The sequence below is a fragment of the Curtobacterium sp. VKM Ac-2865 genome (genome assembly GCF_015350905.1).
Taxonomy (GTDB): domain Bacteria; phylum Actinomycetota; class Actinomycetes; order Actinomycetales; family Microbacteriaceae; genus Curtobacterium.
Genome location: NZ_JADKRZ010000005.1, coordinates 46,920 through 64,191, shown reverse-complemented (window position 1 = coordinate 64,191; position 17,272 = coordinate 46,920). Strand labels below are relative to the sequence as shown.

15 protein-coding genes and 1 tRNA gene are annotated in these 17,272 nt (G+C 71.5%); 7 read left to right on the top strand and 9 right to left on the bottom strand.

Features of this window, described 5'->3' with window-relative positions:
* Positions 1-74: 74 nt before the first annotated feature.
* The 3 genes from ITJ54_RS12880 to mnmA form a co-directional block, all read right to left on the bottom strand.
* Entirely contained in the window at positions 75-1,289 is a 1,215-nt protein-coding gene (locus ITJ54_RS12880; RefSeq protein WP_194628907.1) for an alpha/beta hydrolase, read from the bottom strand.
* 329 nt (positions 1,290-1,618) lie between these two features.
* Positions 1,619-3,973 (bottom strand): NAD-dependent DNA ligase LigA, encoded by a 2,355-nt coding sequence (gene ligA / locus ITJ54_RS12875; RefSeq protein WP_194628905.1) that lies wholly within the window; start codon positions 3,971-3,973, stop codon positions 1,619-1,621.
* A gap of 65 nt (positions 3,974-4,038) precedes the next feature.
* Entirely contained in the window at positions 4,039-5,145 is a 1,107-nt protein-coding gene (gene mnmA, locus ITJ54_RS12870; RefSeq protein ID WP_194628903.1) for a tRNA 2-thiouridine(34) synthase MnmA, read from the bottom strand.
* Positions 5,146-5,188: 43 nt separating this feature from the next.
* Between mnmA and ITJ54_RS12865 the strand changes: the two genes are divergently transcribed.
* From ITJ54_RS12865 to ITJ54_RS12855, 3 genes are all read left to right on the top strand, one after another.
* The gene (locus ITJ54_RS12865) at positions 5,189-6,481 is read left to right on the top strand and encodes an MFS transporter (RefSeq protein ID WP_194628901.1); all 1,293 of its coding nucleotides are present in this window, start codon (positions 5,189-5,191) and stop codon (positions 6,479-6,481) included.
* A gap of 176 nt (positions 6,482-6,657) precedes the next feature.
* A tRNA-Leu gene (locus ITJ54_RS12860) sits at positions 6,658-6,740 on the top strand.
* A gap of 136 nt (positions 6,741-6,876) precedes the next feature.
* A complete protein-coding gene (locus tag ITJ54_RS12855; protein WP_194628899.1) occupies positions 6,877-7,563 on the top strand; it encodes a DedA family protein in 687 nt (228 codons plus the stop codon).
* A gap of 114 nt (positions 7,564-7,677) precedes the next feature.
* On the opposite strand, the gene rdgB is transcribed toward ITJ54_RS12855, so the two are convergent.
* From rdgB to murI, 3 genes are all read right to left on the bottom strand, one after another.
* A complete protein-coding gene (gene rdgB, locus ITJ54_RS12850) occupies positions 7,678-8,268 on the bottom strand; it encodes an RdgB/HAM1 family non-canonical purine NTP pyrophosphatase (protein ID WP_194628897.1) in 591 nt (196 codons plus the stop codon).
* Positions 8,265-8,996, bottom strand: coding sequence for a ribonuclease PH (rph, locus tag ITJ54_RS12845; RefSeq protein WP_194628895.1), 732 nt, complete (start codon positions 8,994-8,996; stop codon positions 8,265-8,267). The genes rdgB and rph overlap by 4 nt, the downstream gene beginning before the upstream one ends.
* 74 nt (positions 8,997-9,070) lie before the next feature.
* On the bottom strand, positions 9,071-9,928 hold the full coding sequence (murI, locus tag ITJ54_RS12840) for a glutamate racemase (RefSeq protein WP_194628893.1): 858 nt from the start codon (positions 9,926-9,928) through the stop codon (positions 9,071-9,073).
* An 83-nt stretch (positions 9,929-10,011) separates the two neighbouring features.
* Between murI and ITJ54_RS12835 the strand changes: the two genes are divergently transcribed.
* Positions 10,012-11,298, top strand: a complete 1,287-nt coding sequence (locus ITJ54_RS12835) for a nicotinate phosphoribosyltransferase (protein WP_194628891.1) — start codon at positions 10,012-10,014, stop codon at positions 11,296-11,298.
* Between the two features lie 4 nt (positions 11,299-11,302).
* Here the strand turns inward: ITJ54_RS12835 and ITJ54_RS12830 are convergent, their stop codons facing one another.
* From ITJ54_RS12830 to ITJ54_RS12820, 3 genes are read right to left on the bottom strand one after another with little or no spacing between them, the layout of a single operon-like run.
* Complete coding sequence (locus ITJ54_RS12830) at positions 11,303-11,566, bottom strand: DUF3039 domain-containing protein (RefSeq protein WP_194628889.1); 264 nt, start codon at positions 11,564-11,566, stop codon at positions 11,303-11,305.
* A gap of 35 nt (positions 11,567-11,601) precedes the next feature.
* Complete coding sequence (locus ITJ54_RS12825) at positions 11,602-13,176, bottom strand: ABC transporter permease (RefSeq protein ID WP_194628887.1); 1,575 nt, start codon at positions 13,174-13,176, stop codon at positions 11,602-11,604.
* Complete coding sequence (locus tag ITJ54_RS12820) at positions 13,152-14,483, bottom strand: ABC transporter ATP-binding protein (protein ID WP_228509400.1); 1,332 nt, start codon at positions 14,481-14,483, stop codon at positions 13,152-13,154. Before ITJ54_RS12820 ends, ITJ54_RS12825 begins: the two co-directional genes overlap by 25 nt.
* Before the next feature lie 339 nt (positions 14,484-14,822).
* Between ITJ54_RS12820 and ITJ54_RS12815 the strand changes: the two genes are divergently transcribed.
* Genes ITJ54_RS12815 through ITJ54_RS12805 form a run of 3 tightly spaced genes read left to right on the top strand, consistent with a single transcriptional unit; the run spans position 14,823 to position 17,153 of the window.
* The gene (locus ITJ54_RS12815) at positions 14,823-15,518 is read left to right on the top strand and encodes an NTP transferase domain-containing protein (protein ID WP_194628884.1); all 696 of its coding nucleotides are present in this window, start codon (positions 14,823-14,825) and stop codon (positions 15,516-15,518) included.
* A 40-nt stretch (positions 15,519-15,558) separates the two neighbouring features.
* Positions 15,559-16,383: an ABC transporter permease gene (locus ITJ54_RS12810; protein WP_194628882.1), complete on the top strand. Its 825-nt coding sequence runs from the start codon at positions 15,559-15,561 to the stop codon at positions 16,381-16,383.
* Entirely contained in the window at positions 16,383-17,153 is a 771-nt protein-coding gene (locus ITJ54_RS12805) for an ABC transporter ATP-binding protein (protein WP_194628880.1), read from the top strand. The genes ITJ54_RS12810 and ITJ54_RS12805 overlap by 1 nt, the downstream gene beginning before the upstream one ends.
* The last annotated feature ends 119 nt before the right edge of the window (positions 17,154-17,272 follow it).

The following is a 17,272-nucleotide window of genomic DNA, read 5'->3' as shown; positions in this document are numbered from 1 at the left end:
GGAGGCTGGGCTCGCGCCCGTCCCGCCGCTCGCGGTCACGATCCGGTCACGTCCGACGAGGGCAGGCAGCTGGGTCAGTCGCGGGGCTGCAGGTCCTGCGGACGGACGAGGTACATGTCCGGCGACGCCTGCACGACGCCCTCGCCCCGGCCACCACCGTGTCGGAGTGCTTCGCGGACCAGGTCGCCACGCCCCACGGCGATGAGGGCGACGTCGTGCAGGGACGCGGTGCCCGGCTTGAGGTAGTCGTTGTGGCCGACGGGCCGACGGAACGCGTCCCCGGCGTCGTCCGGGTCGACCCCGCCGGCGAGGTCGAGGACCGTGGAGCCGAACCCGGCGGAGCCCGGGTCGGTGCCGAAGTACCCGGAACCGGCGACGGGGTCCCAGTGCGCTCCCCCGACGAACACCTGGTCGGCGGTGACGGCGAGGTCGGCGGCGCTCCGGACGTCGCTGCCCGGGGACCCGAGCACGGTGAGGCTGTCCGCGCTCATCCGGCCGGAGGCCAGCGCCATGAGGGCCGTCGTCGAGCCGTACGAGTGGGCGACGATCCCGAGCCGGGGCTCGGCGCCGTCGCGGATCTCCCGGAGACCGCTGACGGCCCGCTCCAGCCGCACGGCACCGCTCCTGGCGAGGTCGAGCGAGAGGATGTTCGACAGGTCCGGCGTGCGGTAGCCCATCCAGGCGACGACCGCGACACCGCTGCCAGCTGCCGGCGCCGCCACGGGCGCGAGGGTCGCCTGCTCGGTCCAGAGCGTGTCCGCGGTGTTCGTGAAGTCGGCCATCTGCCCGGTCACGGTGAAGAACATCCCGGGGACGACCACCGAGACGTCGGCGGCGGTGTCGAGGTCGCCGATCGCGATCGCCGCACGCCCGGCACCCCGCGTGTCGAGCGTGATGAGGGAGCGACGGGCCCCGGAGGACTCCTGCACGAGGGCGTCGCGGACCTGACCGAGCATGGCGGTCCGGGAGGCGTCGGCGTGCGGGTCGCGCAGCCCCGCGTCGAGCACGGCACGGTTCACCCGGCCACGGACGGTGTACGGGACGCCCTCGAGGTTCCCGACGACGACGGGTGCGCGCTGCTCGAGCCGCGTTCGGTCAGCGTCGCTCAGACCGGACCACCAGCCGACGACGGTCGCGGGCGTCGGCGGGTCGTCCATCGCCGTCGCCACGACACGGGCGTCCTGGTCGGCGGATCCGAGGACGTCCGGGGCGAGTGCCACGAGGTCGTCGAGGAACGGCCGGCCGCGCGAACCTGCGAGGTCGGCCAGCGTCGTTCGTCCCCCGGTCATGACCAGCCCGGGCGCGGTTCCTGGATCGTGCGGATCGGCAGCCACGTGCACGGCCGAGTGGGTCGTGAGCACGGGCGCGACGGACGACTCGAGCACTCCGAGAGAGTGGAACGAGGCGGTGAACAGAGCAGCGACGACGAACAGCAAACCGGTCTCCCCCGGGAAGGCCATCCTGTCGTCTCCCTGAAGACGACAGGTGATGCTCTGTCGAGTCTACGGAGAAATGGCCGGAATCGGCCGTGCTCGTTGCAACTTGTACCCCGAATTGGGGACCGGAATTCGGCGCGTCGCTGCGTGCGCTCGAAGCCGGAACGTGCTTGTCCGTCGGGTCAGTCCCTGTCGGGCGTGTCGTCAGGCGCTTCGACGACGGGCTCGGCCCCCTCGCCGAGCGCTGCCGGCCCCTCGGTCACGAGGAGCGCGAACTGCTCGGCGTCGATGATCCGCAGGCCCAGCTGCTCGGCCTTCGTCAGCTTCGAGCCGGCGCCGGGACCCGCCGCGACGAAGTCCGTCTTCTTGCTCACGCTCGACGCGGCCTTGCCCCCCGCGGCGATGATGGCCTCGAGGGCGCCCTCCCGCGTGTACCCCTCCAGGGAACCCGTCGCGACCACCGTGACGCCGCTGAGGACCCCACCCTCGGCCGCGGCAGCGCCCGGTCCGGGGTGACCGGGCGTGCTGAACTGCACGCCGGCCGCGGTCCACCGGTCGACGATGTCGCGGTGCCAGTCGACCGCGAACCAGTCGAGGAGGGCGTCGGCGATGATGCCGCCGACGCCGTCGACGGCCGCGAGGTCCTCGCGTGAGGCCGACCGGATGGCGTCGAGCGACCCGAAGTGGTTCGCGAGCGCCCGGGCGGCGACGGGGCCGACGTGCCGGATGCTCAGCCCGACGAGCATGCGCCACAGCGGCTTGGTCTTGGCGGCGTCGATGTTGGCGAGCATCTCGAAGGCGTTCTTCGACGGGTACCGGCTGGGCGCGCCGGTGTGGTCGGCGCCGCGGGCGTCCGGGTCGAAGGGCGGGTCGGTCTTCTTGCGCGCACGGCTGAACGGCGTGACGCGCTTGGGGACGCCCGCGTCGTCGGTCTTCTGCATGCCGGTCTCGGCGTCGCGGACGATGACCTCGATCGGGACGATGTCCTCCATCGTCAGGTCGAAGAGCCCGGCCTCGGTCTGCAGCGGTGGGACCTCGGGTGCGAGCGGCTGCGTCAGGGCAGCCGCAGCGACCTCGCCGAGGCCCTCGATGTCGAGCGACCCACGGGACGCGATGTGCTCGACGCGACCGCGGACCTGCGCGGGGCAGCTCCTGGCGTTCGGGCAGCGGAGGTCGATGTCGCCCTCCTTCGCCGGAGCCAGCGTGGTGCCGCACTCCGGGCACTCGGTCGGCATCACGAACGCGCGCTCGGTGCCGTCGCGGAGTTCCTCGACCGGGCCGAGGACCTCGGGGATGACGTCCCCCGCCTTCCGCAGCACGACCGTGTCTCCGATCAGGACGCCCTTGGCCTTCACGACCTGCTGGTTGTGCAGCGTGGCCTGGCGCACCACGGACCCGGCGACCTCGGCCGGCGTCATCACGGCGAACGGGGTGGCACGGCCGGTGCGCCCGACGCTGACGACGATGTCGACGAGCTTCGTGTGCACTTCTTCTGGCGGGTACTTGTAGGCGATCGCCCAGCGCGGTGCCCTGGACGTCGAGCCGAGTTCCTCGTGCAGGCCCAGGTCGTCGACCTTGATCACGATGCCGTCGATCTGGTGTTCCACCGCCGAGCGCCGCTCGCCGTGGTCCTTCACGAAGCCGAGCACGTCGTCGATGCCGTCGAAGACCCGGTGGTGCGTGCCGGTGGGCAGCCCCCACGTGTGCAGCAGCTCGTAGACCTCGGACTGGGAGCGGACGTCGGTGTCCTGCTCGAGCTCGGCCACGGGCCACGCGCCGATGCCGTGCACGAGCATGCGGAGTCGTCGGAGCCGGTCGACCATGAGCTCGCGCTTCGCCGGGGACTTGCCCTCTTCCTTCTGGCGGAGGGACCCGGCGGCGGCGTTGCGCGGGTTGGCGAACAGGCGCTCTCCCGCCGCGAGCTGCTTCGCGTTCAGCTCGTCGAACTGCGCGACCGGGAAGAAGATCTCGCCCCGGACCTCGACGAGGGGCGGGTGCCCGGTGCCGGTGAGGCGGTCGGGGATCGTGCCCATCGTGCGGACGTTGCCGGTGACGTCCTCGCCCACGACGCCGTCACCGCGCGTGGCCGCCGTCACCAGTCGACCGTGCTCGTAGCGCAGGTTGATCGCCAGGCCGTCGATCTTCAGCTCGGTGAGGAACCGGACACGCTCGGCGCCGGCGTCCCGCTGGACCTTGACCGCCCAGTCGGTGAGCTCCTCCGGGCTGAACACGTTGTCGAGGCTCAGCATGCGCTCGGCGTGCTCGACCGGGGCGAACTGCGTCGTCTGCGCGCGGCCCCCGACCGTCTGCGTGGGGCTGTCCTCGGTCAGGAGCTCCGGGAAGCGCTGCTCGACCGCGTCGAGCCGGTGCATCAGCGCGTCGTACTCGGCGTCGCTCGCCGGGGACGCGTCGGCCTCGTAGTACCCGGCCCGCAGCTCGTTGACCAGGGCCCGCAGCCGGTCGGCTTCCCGCGCTGCCTGGGCGGCGTCGAGCTCGGCGGGGTCGATGGTCTCGAACGTGGCGTCGGTCTCGCTCATGGAACAGTTCTACAGGGAGCCACCGACCCTCGCGTCAGCGGCCGCGCGCCCCGGGAGCGGCGGGTTCAGGCCTCGACGGGGACGGCGCTGACCGCGGTGTCGATCGTGCACTGTCCGAGCACCCGGGTGCCGACGTAGACGACGGCGGTCTGGCCGGGGGCCACCCCGTGCAGCGGCTCGTCGACGTCGATGACGAGCATGCCGTCCTCGACCCGGGCGGTCGCCGGCACCGGGTCGGCGTGCGCGCGGATCTGCACGTCGCAGGCGAAGGGCGTCGCCGGGTCGGCGGGAGCGGAGCCCGCCCAGGTGAAGCGCGAGCCGGACATCGAGGACACGGCGAGCGCCTCCTTCGGGCCGACGACGACGGTGTTGTCCTTCGGCCGGATCTCGAGCACGAACCGGGGCTTGCCGTCCGGTGCAGGCCGGCCGAGCGCCAGGCCGCGACGCTGTCCGACCGTGTAGCCCGTGGCGCCGTCGTGCGCGCCGACGACGGTGCCGTCGCGCTCCACCACGTCGCCGGGAGCGGTCCCGACGCGGTCGGCGAGCCAGCCGCGGGTGTCACCGTCCGGGATGAAGCAGATGTCGTACGAGTCGGGCTTCTGCGCGACCGTCAGGCCCCTGGCAGCGGCCTCGGCACGGACCTCGTCCTTCGACGGGGTGGCCCCGAGGGGGAACATCGCGTGCTGGAGCTGCTCGGCCGTCAGCACGCCGAGCACGTAGGACTGGTCCTTCGCCCACGCCGCCGAGCGGTGGAGCTCGCGGGAGCCGTCCGGGCCCGTGACCATCGAGGCGTAGTGCCCGGTGCAGACGGCGTCGAACCCGAGGGCCAGCGCCTTCTCGAGGAGCGCGGCGAACTTGATCCGCTCGTTGCAGCGCATGCAGGGGTTCGGCGTGCGACCGGCCTGGTACTCGGCCACGAAGTCGTCGACGACGTCCTCCTTGAAGCGCGCCGAGAAGTCCCACACGTAGTACGGGATCCCGAGGGCCGACGCGGCGCGCTGGGCGTCCATCGAGTCCTCGATGGTGCAGCACCCACGGCTGCCGGTGCGGAGGGTCCCCGGCATCCGGCTCAGCGCCAGGTGCACCCCGACCACGTCGTGGCCGGCGTCCACCGCCCGGGCTGCGGCCACCGCCGAGTCGACACCACCGCTCATCGCCGCCAGAACACGCATGCGTCCAGGGTAACTCCGCCCCGGGCGTACCGTGGAGTCCGCGATGACGACTGCCGAGCCCTCCCCCTTCGACTTCAAGGCCGTGCTGCTGTCCGGGTTCCTGCCCGCCGCGCTCTTCGCGATCGGCGAGGGCGCGATCATCCCGATCATCCCGATCGCCGCCGACTCCCTCGGCGCGAGCCTGGCGATCGCCGGGTTCGTCGCGTCGCTCATCCTGGTCGGCGAGCTCATCGGCGACGTGCCGTCCGGCGTCGTCGTGGCACGGATCGGGGAGCGCAACGCGATGATCGGCGCCGCGCTGGTGTCCGTCGTCGGCCTGGTCGTCTGCACGGTCGCGCCGAACCCCGTCGTGCTCGCGGTCGGGGTGTTCCTCGTCGGGCTCTCCACGGCGGTCTTCGCCCTGGCACGGCACGCCTACATGACCACCGCGATCCCCCTCGCCGTCCGGGCCCGCGCGCTGTCGAGCCTCGGCGGCGTCTTCCGCTTCGGGTACTTCGTCGGCCCGTTCATCGCCGCCGGCGTCGTCCACCTCACCGGCACCACGCAGAGCGCCTTCTGGATCCACGTCGTCTGCTGCCTCGCGGCGGCGGTGACCCTGCTCGTGCTGCGCGACCCCGCGACGGGCGTGCGCGGTCTGCGACGGCCGAGCCGAGCCTCCCGTCCGGACCGACAGGACGGCGGAGCCGCAGACGACGCGACCGACACGGGCGCGGTCCTGGTGCAGCAGGAGTCGCACGGGCTGTTCCGCACCATCGCCGCCAACCGAGCCGTGCTGCTGCGGCTCGGCAGCGGGGCGGGCCTGATCGGGGCGATGCGCGCCGGGCGCCAGGTGATCCTGCCGCTCTGGGCGGTCAGTGTCGGGCTCGACGACGCGACCGCCGCCCTGGTCATCGGCATCGCGGGAGCCGTCGACTTCGCGCTGTTCTACACGAGCGGTCAGATCATGGACCGGTGGGGGCGGCTCGCGAGCGCCCTGCCGTGCATGCTCGGGCTCAGCATCAGCTACTTCCTGCTCGCGTGGAGCGGGCACCTCGACGCCCGCGTGGGGTGGTTCGTCGGGATCGCGATGGGGATGTCGCTCGCGAACGGCGTCGGGTCCGGGATCCTGATGACCCTCGGCGCCGACCTCGCCCCGCGGGGGAACCCGGCACCGTTCCTCGGGGCGTGGCGGTTCACGGGCGACCTCGGGCAGGCGGCGGCTCCGCTGCTCATCTCGGGGATCACCGCGGTGGCCACGATCGCCGTCGCCAGCGGGGTGATGGGCGTGCTCGGGCTCGTCGGGGCCGGTGTCCTGCTCCGCTACGTGCCGCGGTACCTGCCCCGACGCCTGCGCTGAGCGCCCGGCGGCCTCGGGCGGCGGGGCGGCGAGTGCGGCGAGTGCGGCCCGTGATTCCGCCTGGTGCGAGGTTGCACACCCCGTGCGCGGTCCTGCCCCCGCACCACGTGGTCGAGCTCGCACCAGCCGAGCGGACGCGCACCGTGCGGCCTCGGCTCGGTACGCTGTCGGTGCTCGCGGGAGTGGTGGAATCGGTAGACACGCAGGATTTAGGTTCCTGTGCTCAGGCGTGAGGGTTCGAGTCCCTCCTTCCGCACCAGTCGTGCGTCCCTTCCGCACCAGTCGTGCGTCCTCGCGCATCTCGTCCGATCGGAGGACGGGCCGGACACACCCGCGCTGTACCCTCGTCCTGCGGGTGACCCTCCCGTCTCCGCACCAGCACGACCGGAAGAAGCATGCACAGCGTCGCACTCGCCCTGATCCCATGGCTGGATCCGCAGTACATCCTCGACCACTTCGGGGCCGTGGCCGTGCTCGTGGTCTGCGCCATCGTGTTCGCCGAGACCGGCCTGCTGATCGGCTTCGTGTTCCCGGGCGACAGCCTGCTCGTCATCACCGGCCTGTTCGCGTTCGACCGCGGCGGGGAGATCGGCGGGATCCCGATCTGGGTCGCCGCGCTGATGATCGGCGCGTCCGCGTTCCTCGGTGGTGAGCTCGGCTACCTCATCGGCAAGAAGGCCGGTCCACCGATCTTCGAGCGCAAGGAGAGCGGTCTGTTCTCCAAGGCCAACGTCGACCGCACGAACGCCTTCTTCCACCGCTTCGGCGCCCTCGCCGTCATCCTCGCGCGCTTCGTGCCCGTCGTCCGGACGTTCGCCCCGATCGCCGCCGGCGTCGGTCGGATGAACTACCGGAAGTACTCGCTGTACAACGCGATCGGCGCGGTCATCTGGGGTGTCGGCGTGACGTTCCTCGGGTACTTCATCGGCCACATCCCGTTCGTGGCGCACATCGTCCGCGAGTACATCGACGTGATCCTGCTCGCCGCCGTCGTCGTGACGGTCGTCCCGATGGTGCTCACCTACGTCCGGAACGTGCGCAAGGCGAAGAAGCACGAGCAGGGGATCTCGACGGCCGAGTAGCGCGAGTCGACCCCGCACCACAGAAACCGCCTCGCACCACGGACTTCCGTGGTGCGAGGCGGTTTCCGTTGTGCGGAGCCAGCCGACGCCACGACGGCGCCGAGACGCACCGCCCTACTCGGCGAAGTACTCCCGCACGATCGGCGCGATCCCCCGGAACGCCTTCGCCCGGTGCGAGAGCGCGTTCTTCTCGGCACGCGTCAGCTCCGCCGAGGACTTCTCCGCGTCGTCCGGCTGGAAGACCGGGTCGTACCCGTGGCCGCCGTCACCCACGGGCGCGGTCAGGACCTCGCCGTTCCACACGGCCTCGATGACGTGCTCGACCCCGGCGGGCGTGACGAACGCGGCGGCGCAGACGAACGCGGCCGTGCGCTCCACGACGCCCTCGAGGTTCGTCAGCAGCAACGCGATGTTGTCCGCGTCCGAGCGGGGGCCCGCGTACCGCGCCGAGTGGATGCCCGGCGCTCCCCCGAGGGCGTCGACCGCGATGCCGGAGTCGTCCGCCAGCGCGGGCAGCCCCGTGTGCGCGACTGCTGCCCGTGCCTTGATCAGCGCGTTCGCGGCGTAGGTGTCGCCGTCCTCGACGGGCTCCGGGCCGTCGTACCCCTGCAGCTCCACCCCGGTGCCCAGGGCGTCGCCGAGGATGTCCCGCAGCTCGACGACCTTGCCCTGGTTGTGGGTGGCCAGGACGACGGCGCGGCTCACGCGATCCCCAGCGCGGTCTTCTGGACGGCCGCGAGCGAGCGGTTGCCGGCGAGCCCGAGGTCGAGCAGCACGTTCAGCTCGTCCCGGTCGAAGGGCGCGTGCTCGGCAGTGCCCTGCACCTCGATGAACGTGCCCGACCCGGTCGTGACGATGTTCATGTCGGTGTCGGCGGCCGAGTCCTCGGTGTACGCCAGGTCGAGCATCGGCTCGCCCTTGACGATCCCCACGGAGATGGCCTGCACGCTGTCGGTCAGCGGCGTCGCCTTCTTCGCGATGAACCCCTTGCCGCGGCCCCACTCGATCGCGTCGGCCATGGCCACGTAGGCCCCGGTGATCGACGCGGTGCGGGTGCCGCCGTCGGCCTGCAGCACGTCGCAGTCGAGCACCAGGGTGTTCTCGCCGAGCGCCTTCATGTCGACGACCGCGCGGAGCGACCGACCGATGAGCCGCGAGATCTCGTGCGTGCGCCCGCCGACCTTGCCCTTGATCGACTCGCGCTGCATGCGCTCGTTCGTGGAGCGCGGCAGCATCGAGTACTCGGCGGTGACCCAGCCGCTGCCCTTGCCGGCCATCCAGCGCGGCACGCCGTTGGTGAAGGACGCGGTGCAGAGCACCCTGGTGTTGCCGAACGAGATGAGCGCGCTGCCCTCGGCCTGGGTGCTCCAGCCGCGTTCGATCGTGACGGGACGGTGTTCGGTCGTGGATCGACCGTCGATGCGGGTGGTCATGTGGTCCTCTCGGTCCGGCCTGGAGGCTCGGTGCGGGTGGTCGGGGTGGGTCGCGTCCGGCGGCTGGTCGCCGCTCAGGCACGCCCTCTGGGCAGGGTGACACTGGGTTGTACCGGGATGCTGGCGGTCTCGAGGTGGCCGACGTTGACGATCTCGGGGCCGAGGAACCGGCGGGCGAGCCGCAGGAAGGCGTCCTCGTCGACGCCGGTGGCCTCGAACGCGTAGCTCGGTGGCTCGGTGGTGGTGCGTTCCAGGCCGTGTTCGACCAGGCGACGGTAGACGTCGTTGGCGGTCTCCTCGGCGCTCGAGACCAGCGTGACGTCCGGCCCCATCACGTACTGGATCGCGGCGGACATCAGCGGGTAGTGGGTGCACCCGAGCACGAGGGTGTCGACGTCGGCGGCCCGGATCGGCGCGAGGTAGCCGGCCGCGACCTCGCGCAGCTCGGGCGAGGAGGTGTCCCCGGCCTCGACGAACTCGACGAAGCGCGGGCAGGCGGCGAGGGTCAGCGTGACGTCGGCGGCGACCGCGAAGGCATCCTCGTACGAGCGGGACGCGATGGTGCCGACCGTGCCGATGACCCCGATCCGGCCGGTCCTGGTCTGCTTGACGGCGGCACGGGCTGCGGGCTGGATGACCTCGACCACGGGGATGCCGTACGCCTGCTCGTAGCGTTCGCGCGCGTCACGGAGCACGGCGGAGGACGCCGTGTTGCACGCGATGACGAGGGCCTTCACGCCCTGCTCGACCAGGTCGTCCATGACCTGCAGCGCGTAGCGGCGGACGTCGGCGATCGGCTTCGGGCCGTACGGGGAGTGCAGTGTGTCGCCCACGTACCGGATGCTCTCGCGTGGGAGCTGGTCGATGATCGCGCGGGCGACCGTCAGGCCGCCGACGCCACTGTCGAAGACTCCGATCGGTGCATCCGTCACGGTGACCAGCGTACCGACGTGCGCCGACGTCGCGGGCGTCCCCCGAGCCTCCCCACCGTCCGGGTTTCTGTAGTGTCGGGGAGGTGACCACCGCGCTCCTGACGGACCAGTACGAACTCACCATGGTCGACGCCGCCCTGAAGGACGGCACCGCTGACCGGCGCTGCGTCTTCGAGGTGTTCGCCAGGCGGCTGCCGGACGGGCGACGGTACGGGGTCGCGGCGGGGCTGGGACGCTTCCTGACCGCGCTGACCGAGTTCCGGTTCGGCGACGACGAGATCGCCTTCCTGCAGGGTCGCGGCGTCATCGACGGCGGCACCGCGTCGTGGCTGGCCGACTACCGGTTCACCGGCGACGTCCGGGCGTACCGCGAGGGCGAGGTGTTCTTCCCGAACTCCCCCGTGCTGCAGATCGAGGGCACGTTCGCTGAGTCCGTGCTGCTCGAGACCCTCGCGCTGTCGATCTTCAACGCCGACTCCGCCATCGCCTCCGCCGCAGCGCGCATGGTGTCGGCGGCCGACCGGCGCCCGCTCGCCGAGATGGGTTCCCGCCGCACCGGGGAGTGGAACGCGGTCGCCGCCGCCCGCGCCGCGTACATCGCCGGGTTCGGGGCGACGAGCAACCTCGAGGCCGGACGCACCTGGGGCATCCCGACCATGGGGACCGCCGCGCACGCGTTCACGCTGCTGCACGACTCCGAGGAGACGGCCTTCCGGTCGCAGCTCGACGCCCTCGGGGACGGCACCACGCTGCTCGTCGACACCTACGACATCGAGGCCGCGGTCGACACCGCCGTCCGCCTGACCTCCGGCCGGCTCGGGGCCGTCCGGATCGACAGCGGCGACCTGCCCTCCGTCGTGGCCGCCGTCCGTGCACAGCTCGACCGGCTCGGGGCGACGGGCACCAAGATCACCGTGACGAACGACCTCGACGAGTACACGATCGCGGCGCTCCGGGCGGCCCCGGTCGACTCCTACGGCGTCGGCACGTCGGTCGTCTCGGGCTCCGGGCACCCGGCCGCCGGCATGGTGTTCAAGCTCGTCGCGCACCAGACCGACGCCGGCGAGTGGGTGTCCGTCGCGAAGAAGTCCGCCGAGAAAGCGTCAGTCGGCGGCCGGAAGGACGCCGGACGCCGACTCCGCAACGGCATCGCCACGGCCGAGGTCGTCCGCACCTCCGGCGCACTCGGCGCGGACGAGCGGGCGCTGATGGTGCCCGTCGTCACCCACGGGGAGGTCGACCCGGCGTTCCTCGGCGAACGCGGTGTCGAGGCCGCTCGTGCCCACCACAAGGGTGCGAAGGCGGAGCTGCCCGCGGACGCGGCCCGGATCGGCCGGGGTGACTCGGCGATCCCGACGCTGATCGTCTGAGCTGCTACTCGGACTTCATCTTCTCGTAGATGGCCTTGCAGTCGGGGCAGACCGGGAACTTCTCCGGGTCACGCCCCGGGATCCACTTCTTGCCGCACAGGGCCTTGACGGGCTTGCCGCTCAGGGCCGACTGCAGGATCTTGTCCTTCTTGACGTAGTGCGAGAACCGCTCGTGGTCGCCGGGCTCGATCGCCTCTTCCTCGAGGAGCTTCTCGAGCTCGCGGTCCATCACGTCGAGTCCGCCGCCGCCGGGTTCCGTCATGCTCATGGGTCAAGAGTACGACGGTCGTGCGTGGCGCGTCGCTAGTTGCGGAGCGCCGCCGCGAGCAGGTCGGGCCCGCGCCGGTCGAAGGCCCGCCCGCCGGCGAACACGCCGACCACGAGCACGACGACCCCGACGGCGAGTCCGACGACGAGGGTGAGCACGCCGGAGGACCGGGAGTCGTCCATGAACGCCAGCACGGCGAGCCAGCCGGCCGGCACCGAGAACAGCAGGATCCCGATGACCGTCACGGACTGCGACACCGTCGAGGTGACCCCGGCGGCCTGCGGCTGCTGGAACGGTCGGTCACCCGGTCGCACGGTCGGGTAGGACAGCAGGACGGACACCACGCTGGAGATGCCGAGCCCGATCAGCAGCGCCCCCACGCACACGCCGACCAGCACCGGGAACGCCGCCAGGTCGCCGAAGAGCCACGCGGACAGCCACGACCCGGCCACCACGAGGGGGACCCCAACGACGAGCAACGGGGTGAGCCGCCCGAGCCGGTCGCTCCACCCCGGAGCCCCGGACGCGACGTGCAGCCACACGGCCGTGTTGTCGTACGCGACGTCGTTGTGCGGCAGGAAGCCCGCGATCACCGCCATGAGCGGCAGCGGGACGAGCGCCGTCCAGTGCCAGGGGACGCCGGCGACCCCGAGCGGGACGACGACGATCGGCACGAACAGCAGGATCACGTAGGACGTGCGGTAGCGCGGGTCACGGCCCCAGTACGTCAGTGCGCGGGCCGCGACGGCGGCGACCGGCGTCGAACCCAGGCGGTCGAACCAGCCCAGCGTGCGGTGCGTGCGCGTCGTCGGGCGGTCGTCGACGGTGCTGGTCAGGCGCCCGACGAGTCCCCACCACGCCCATGCGAGCAGACCGACGACCGCGATCGCGATCAGGAGCTCCACCACGCCCCGCCCGACGCGTCCGGCGGCGATGTCGGCCGGTGCTGCCCATGCGGCACCCCACGGCGTCCACCCGGCGACGTCCGCGATGCGCTGGAGCTCGGCGCTCCGCGGGTCGAGCCAGTCCGCGCCGAGCAGCAGGGGGACGGCCGACACGAGCAGCACGACCACGACGAACGCCACGAACCAACCGGCGTCTCGGCCCGGCCGGTGTGCGCCGATCAGCCAGGCGCCGAGCGTGCACCCGACGCGGACGAGCAGCCCGCACGTGGCGACGACGAGCAGCGCCGCGACGACGCCGACCACGCCGCTGCCGGCACCGCGCATCCAGGCAGCCGACTGCGCCACCGCCACGACCGCGACGCCGACGACCGGCACACCGAGCAGTCCGGCCAGGGCGAGCCCGATGGTCAGGTCGCGTCGACTCACCCCGAAGACCGCGAACCGGCGCGGGTCGAGCTGGTCAGCGCCCCCGAGGGCGAACGGGACGAAGGTGAACCCGAGCGTGACGAGCATGCCGACCGGGACGACGACGGCGCGTGCAGCGGCGGGGTCGGCGGTGCGGAGGTCGATGACGGCCATCGCCACCAGCACGGCGACGAGGAGCCCGACGAGGCTGCCGAGGACCACGAGCACGGAGCGTCCCGCACCGCCGCGGACCTCGCCCGCGAGCAGGTCGGCCCTCAGCCGGAGAAGCTGTGCAACCATTCCATGCTCTCTGCGACGACGCGCCCACCGGCGAGCTCGACGAACTTGTCCTCGAGGCTCTTCCGTCCACGGACCGCCGGCATCGTCCCCGACGCCAGCACCTTCCCGCCGACGATGATCGCCACGGAGTCGCACGTGCGCTGGACGAGCTCCATGGAGTGACTCGACAGCACGACGGTGCCGCCGCCCTGTGTGTACCGACGGAGGATCTCGACGATGGTGGCCGAGCTGACCGGGTCGACGGACTCGAACGGTTCGTCGAGCACGAGCACGCGCGGCGAATGGATCAGCGTGGCGGCGAGGGCGATCTTCTTCGCCATGCCGACGGAGTAGTCCGCGACCTGCCGCCCGAGCGCGTCCCCGAGCCCGAAGGCCTCGGCGAGGTCGGCGCTCCGCGCGCGGGCGGTCCTGCCGTCGAGCCCGCGGAGCGTCGCCGAGTAGTAGAGGAGCTGCGCGCCGGTGAGCCGGTCGAACAGGCGCAGCCGGTCGGGCAGCACGCCCATGCTGCGCTTCGCGGCGACGGGGTCTGCCCACACGTCGTGGTCGAGCACGGTCGCGGTGCCGGCGTCCGGACGCAGCAGGCCGGTGAGCATCGAGAGCGTGGTGGTCTTGCCGGCGCCGTTCGGACCGACGACGCCGAAGATCGAACCGCGGCGGATCTCGAGGTCCACGGCGTCGACCGCGAGGGTCTGCCCGTACCGCTTCACCAGGCCGTCCGCGCGGAGCACGACGGGCTGCTGCGGCGCGGACGTGCCGGCTCGCTGGGTGGGCGTCTGCCGCGGGGCGCGCTTCTTCGCGGGGGCGCCGGTCGCCTTCTTGGTGGGTCGCGCCGCGCCGCCGGGCGCGCGCTGGTCCCGCGGACCGTCACCGGGCCTCCCGGCATCGCGCGTCGCGTCGTCGGGACCGCCGGCTGCGTCGCGGACGGGAGGCTCGGCACGACTGCCCGCATCGGCCCCCGCCGTGTCCGTGGCCGCGTCCGTGTCCGGCGTCGGTCTCGTCGCTGCCGACCCCTGGGGTCGCGTCGCGCGCCCGGGGCGTTTCCCCCTGGGCTTCCCCTTCGTGCTCGGAGCGACCACGGCCGGCAGGACCGCCGGCTCGCGGACGGCCGCCGCAGCGTCGTCGTCGGTCATGCCGTCCTGTCCAGGGCGGTCCCCCGCATCGTTCTCCCCCGTGTCGTTCTCCCCGGTGTCGTGCTCGGCCGGGTCGTCCCCCGCCGCGTCGTCGTCCGCCAGGTCCCCGGCGGCCTCTCGGTCAGCCGCTGCCTCGGCGGCGTCGGCCGCGTCGTCGATCTCGGTCGTCTCCGTCATCCAGGCAGCATCCGACGTCGCGTACACGTCCCCGTCGTCCCCAGCAGCCACCACGCGCCAACCGTACCAACGCCGGACCGACATCGACGAAGCGGACTCCCCAGTGTCACGAAATGACCACGATCGACCGCAGAAGGCCGCTCTGGGCAGGACTTTCCGTATGATTCACCGGGGCACGACGGAGTGTTCACCACTTGGAAACCTGCTCGGTTCCGTTCCCGTCCAGCCGCCTGACGTACCGTCCGGCGCGACTCTCGGACAATTCGGATGCACCCGGAGCAGACTCGACGAGGCCCGCCCGTGCCCCAGGGCGCGCGGGCGGACACCGGAAGGGACACCATGACCACGCAGATCGTCATCCTCGCAGCGGGGATGGGCAGCCGCCTCGGGCGCAGCCTGCCGAAGCCGCTCACGGAGCTCCGCGACGGCCGCACCATCATGCAGCAGCAGTTCGACAACATCCGCGCCGCGTTCGGATCGCGCGCCAAGGTGACCGTCGTCGTCGGCTACAAGTCCGAGTACATCATCGAGGCCTTCCCGGAGGCCTCCTTCGTGCACAACGAGTCCTACGACTCCACCAACACGTCGAAGAGCCTGCTCCGTGCGCTCAAGGCCACGGGCAAGGACGGCGTCCTCTGGATGAACGGAGACGTCGTCTTCGACCCGCGTGCGCTCGTCCGTGCCGCCGACATGATGGACCAGAAGCGGTCCTTCGTCAGCGTCAACACCGAGAAGGTCTCCGACGAAGAGGTCAAGTACACCGTCGACGCCGAGGGCTTCATCCAGAAGCTCTCGAAGCAGGTCGTCGGTGGGCTCGGCGAGGCCGTCGGCATCAACTACGTCGCCGCAGCGGACAAGCAGGCCCTGATCCACCAGCTCGGCCGGGTCGACGACCAGGAGTACTTCGAGGGCGGCATCGAGGCAGCCATCGCCGAGGACGGTCTACGCTGGACGCCGATCGACATCTCCGACCTCTACGCGGTCGAGATCGACTTCGCCGAGGACCTCGAGCGCGCGAACGAGCTGTTCGCCTGAGCATCGGTCTCCTCTCGGTGATCCCGGCCGGAAGGACCCCATGACGACAGCGAGTGCGCCGACCGCACCGGTGACCGCCGCTCCGCCGGCGTCACGCGGAGCCGGTCGGCGCTACCGTCATGCGCTCTGGTTGCTGACCAAGCGCGACCTGCGGGTGCGGTACTCGACGTCCGCGCTCGGGTACTTCTGGTCGATCCTCGACCCGCTCGTGATGTCGGGGATCTACTGGTTCGTCTTCACCCAGGTGTTCCACCGCGGGTCAGTCGGCGAAGAGCCGTACATCGTGTTCCTCCTGGCTGCCCTGTTGCCCTGGATGTGGTTCACGGGCAGCGTGTCCGACTCCACGCGGGCGTTCATCAAGGAGTCGAAGCTCATCCGCTCGACCACGATCCCGCGGAGCATCTGGGTCGCCAGGATCGTCGCGTCGAAGGCCATCGAGTTCCTCCTGAGCATCCCGGTGCTGGCGGTCTTCGTGATCGCGACCGGCGCCCACCTGCACTGGCAGGTCGTGCTCTACCCACTGGCGATCGTCCTGCAGTGCGCACTCGTCTACGGCCTCGGGCTCATCGTGGCGCCGCTCGTCGTCTTCTTCCGCGACCTCGAGCGTGCGGTGAAGCTGGTGCTCCGGTTCGCGTTCTACGCCTCCCCCATCATCTACAGCACCCAGGCGCTCCCCGACTCCCTGCACGACCTCGCGGCGGTGAACCCGCTGACGGGCATCTTCGGGATCTACCGTTCGGCGTTCTTCCCGAGCCAGCTCGACTGGTTCGAGGTCCTCGTCTCGGTCGTCATCACGGCGGTCGTGGTCACCGTGGGCCTCGTCGTCTTCCGGCGCAGCGAACACCGCGTCCTCAAGGAGCTGTGATGACCGCCACCCAGTCCAGTCCGTCGGCCACGGCGGCGGCCCCGGTCATCTCCGTCCGCGACGCCGGCATCCGGTTCAAGCGCAACCGGCGGGCCAGCCGCAGCTTCAAGGACCTGTTCGGCGGTCGGACACGACGCAAGCGCGGGGACGAGTTCTGGGCGCTGCGCCACGTCTCGTTCGACGTCCGGCCCGGAGAGGCGATCGGGGTCGTGGGACGCAACGGGCAGGGCAAGTCGACCCTGCTGAAGCTCGTCGCCCAGGTGATGTTGCCGGACGAGGGCCGGGTCCACGTCGGCGCGGGCGTGGCACCGCTCATCGAGATCACCGGCGGGTTCGTCGGCGATCTCTCGGTGCGGGACAACGTCTACCTGACGGCCGGGCTGCACGGCATGACCCGGGCCGAGATCCGCGCCGACTTCGACGAGATCATCGAGTTCGCCGAGATCGGCGACTTCGTCGACACCCCGTACAAGCACCTGTCGAGCGGCATGAAGGTGCGGATCGCGTTCGCCGTGATCTCCCGGCTGGACGAACCGGTGATCCTCGTCGACGAGGTCCTGGCGGTCGGCGACAAGGCGTTCCGCGAGAAGTGCTACAAGCGCATCGAGGAGCTGCTCGCCGGCGGTCGGACGCTGTTCTTCGTGTCCCACAGCGACAAGGACCTCCGACGCTTCTGTGACCGCGGGCTGTACCTGGACAAGGGACGTCTGCAGCTGGACGGCCCGATCGAGGACGCTCTGGCGCGCTACGCGGCGGACTACGGGATCTGAGCGAGGCTGCGGCCTCCCCTCCCCACCACAACCCGCCCACCCCGCACCCCCTCCACAGCCCCACGCCCCCGGGGCTGTTCCCGCGCCCCCACCGTCGGACCCTCCCCCTAACCTCCCCA

Bases quoted from the DNA above. Each gene is read 5' to 3' on its own strand.
- ITJ54_RS12880 (WP_194628907.1), bottom strand. From the start codon at position 1,289: ATGACCGGGGGACGAACGACGCTGGCCGACCTCGCAGGTTCGCGCGGC.
- ligA (WP_194628905.1), bottom strand. From the start codon at position 3,973: ATGAGCGAGACCGACGCCACGTTCGAGACCATCGACCCCGCCGAGCTC.
- mnmA (WP_194628903.1), bottom strand. From the start codon at position 5,145: ATGCGTGTTCTGGCGGCGATGAGCGGTGGTGTCGACTCGGCGGTGGCC.
- ITJ54_RS12865 (WP_194628901.1), top strand. From the start codon at position 5,189: ATGACGACTGCCGAGCCCTCCCCCTTCGACTTCAAGGCCGTGCTGCTG.
- ITJ54_RS12855 (WP_194628899.1), top strand. From the start codon at position 6,877: ATGCACAGCGTCGCACTCGCCCTGATCCCATGGCTGGATCCGCAGTAC.
- rph (WP_194628895.1), bottom strand. From the start codon at position 8,996: ATGACCACCCGCATCGACGGTCGATCCACGACCGAACACCGTCCCGTC.
- ITJ54_RS12830 (WP_194628889.1), bottom strand. From the start codon at position 11,566: ATGAGCATGACGGAACCCGGCGGCGGCGGACTCGACGTGATGGACCGC.
- ITJ54_RS12825 (WP_194628887.1), bottom strand. From the start codon at position 13,176: ATGGTTGCACAGCTTCTCCGGCTGAGGGCCGACCTGCTCGCGGGCGAG.
- ITJ54_RS12820 (WP_228509400.1), bottom strand. From the start codon at position 14,483: ATGACGGAGACGACCGAGATCGACGACGCGGCCGACGCCGCCGAGGCA.
- ITJ54_RS12815 (WP_194628884.1), top strand. From the start codon at position 14,823: ATGACCACGCAGATCGTCATCCTCGCAGCGGGGATGGGCAGCCGCCTC.
- ITJ54_RS12810 (WP_194628882.1), top strand. From the start codon at position 15,559: ATGACGACAGCGAGTGCGCCGACCGCACCGGTGACCGCCGCTCCGCCG.
- ITJ54_RS12805 (WP_194628880.1), top strand. From the start codon at position 16,383: ATGACCGCCACCCAGTCCAGTCCGTCGGCCACGGCGGCGGCCCCGGTC.